At 70.4% G+C, this 991-nt stretch carries 1 protein-coding gene; it reads right to left on the bottom strand.

Going from position 1 to position 991, the window contains the following annotated elements:
- The coding region (locus tag VSR82_RS39820; RefSeq protein WP_498858907.1) for a condensation domain-containing protein at positions 1–962 on the bottom strand (962 nt) is incomplete at its 3' end.
- Between the last annotated feature and the right edge of the window lie 29 nt (positions 963–991).

Below are 991 nucleotides of genomic sequence, written 5' to 3'. Positions count from 1 at the left end.
TCGAGCCGCACCGGCAGCGTGTTCATGAACAGCCCCATCGCCCGGTCCGCGCCGCTGCCACCATGCATGCGCCCGAACAGCACCGTGCCGAACACCACCTGCTCGCGCCCGCTGCTGCGCGCCACCACCTGCGCCCACGCCAGATGGCACAGGCTGGCCACGCTCACCCCCAGCCGCCGCGCCTGCTGCCGCAGCCGGTCGTTAAGCGCCTGCGGCAACTGCCGCCGCGCCTCGTCGTCCACCCCGCTGCCGTCGCCGCGCACCTCGCCCAGCCCGAACGGCAGCGTCGGCCCGTCAATCCCCGAGAGCATCTCCCGGAAGAACTGCTCATGCGCCTGCTCTCCCACACCCAGCCGCGCCTGCGCTATCAGGTTACGGAATGGCTGCGGCTCGGCCAGCTCGTGCCCGCGTCCCGCCAGCACGCTCCGCACCTCCGCATGCATTACCTCTGAGGTCGTGTGATCGCCGATCAGATGATGCTGCAGCGCCAGCAGCAGCCAGCGCCCGCTGCCCGGCTCCCGGGCCGTCACAAACCGTATCAGTGGCGCCCGCCCCAGATCGATGCGCTGCCCGCGCGGATCGAACCGGCGCCGCAGCTGCTCGGGAGCCGGCCCCTCAGCCTCGTCCAGTTCAACCTCCACCACCTCCAGCCGCGCCTGGCGCCACACCACCTGCGCCGGACTGGACAGCCCCTCCCACACAAACGACGTGCGCAGCATGTCGTGCCGGTCCACCACCCGCTGCACTGCCGCCAGATAGCGCTCCAGCAGGTCACGACCGGCAAATGCCATCTGCGAGACCAGCAGGTACGGATCGCCCTGGCTGGCCAGCAGATGATGGAACAGGATGCCCTCCTGCAGCGGCGAGAGGGCATAGATGTCCTGGATGTTGGCCAGCCCTCCGGGCACCGTGGCCACCACCCGGTCGATCTCCGCCTGGCTCAGCCCGATGAGCGGCAGCATCCCGGGGGTGATCGCCGTACTGTGCGCGG

Source organism: Burkholderia sp. JPY481 (assembly GCF_038900515.1).
GTDB classification, from domain to species: Bacteria; Pseudomonadota; Gammaproteobacteria; order Burkholderiales; family Burkholderiaceae; genus Paraburkholderia; species Paraburkholderia youngii.
This window is presented reverse-complemented; position numbering and strand designations above follow the sequence as displayed.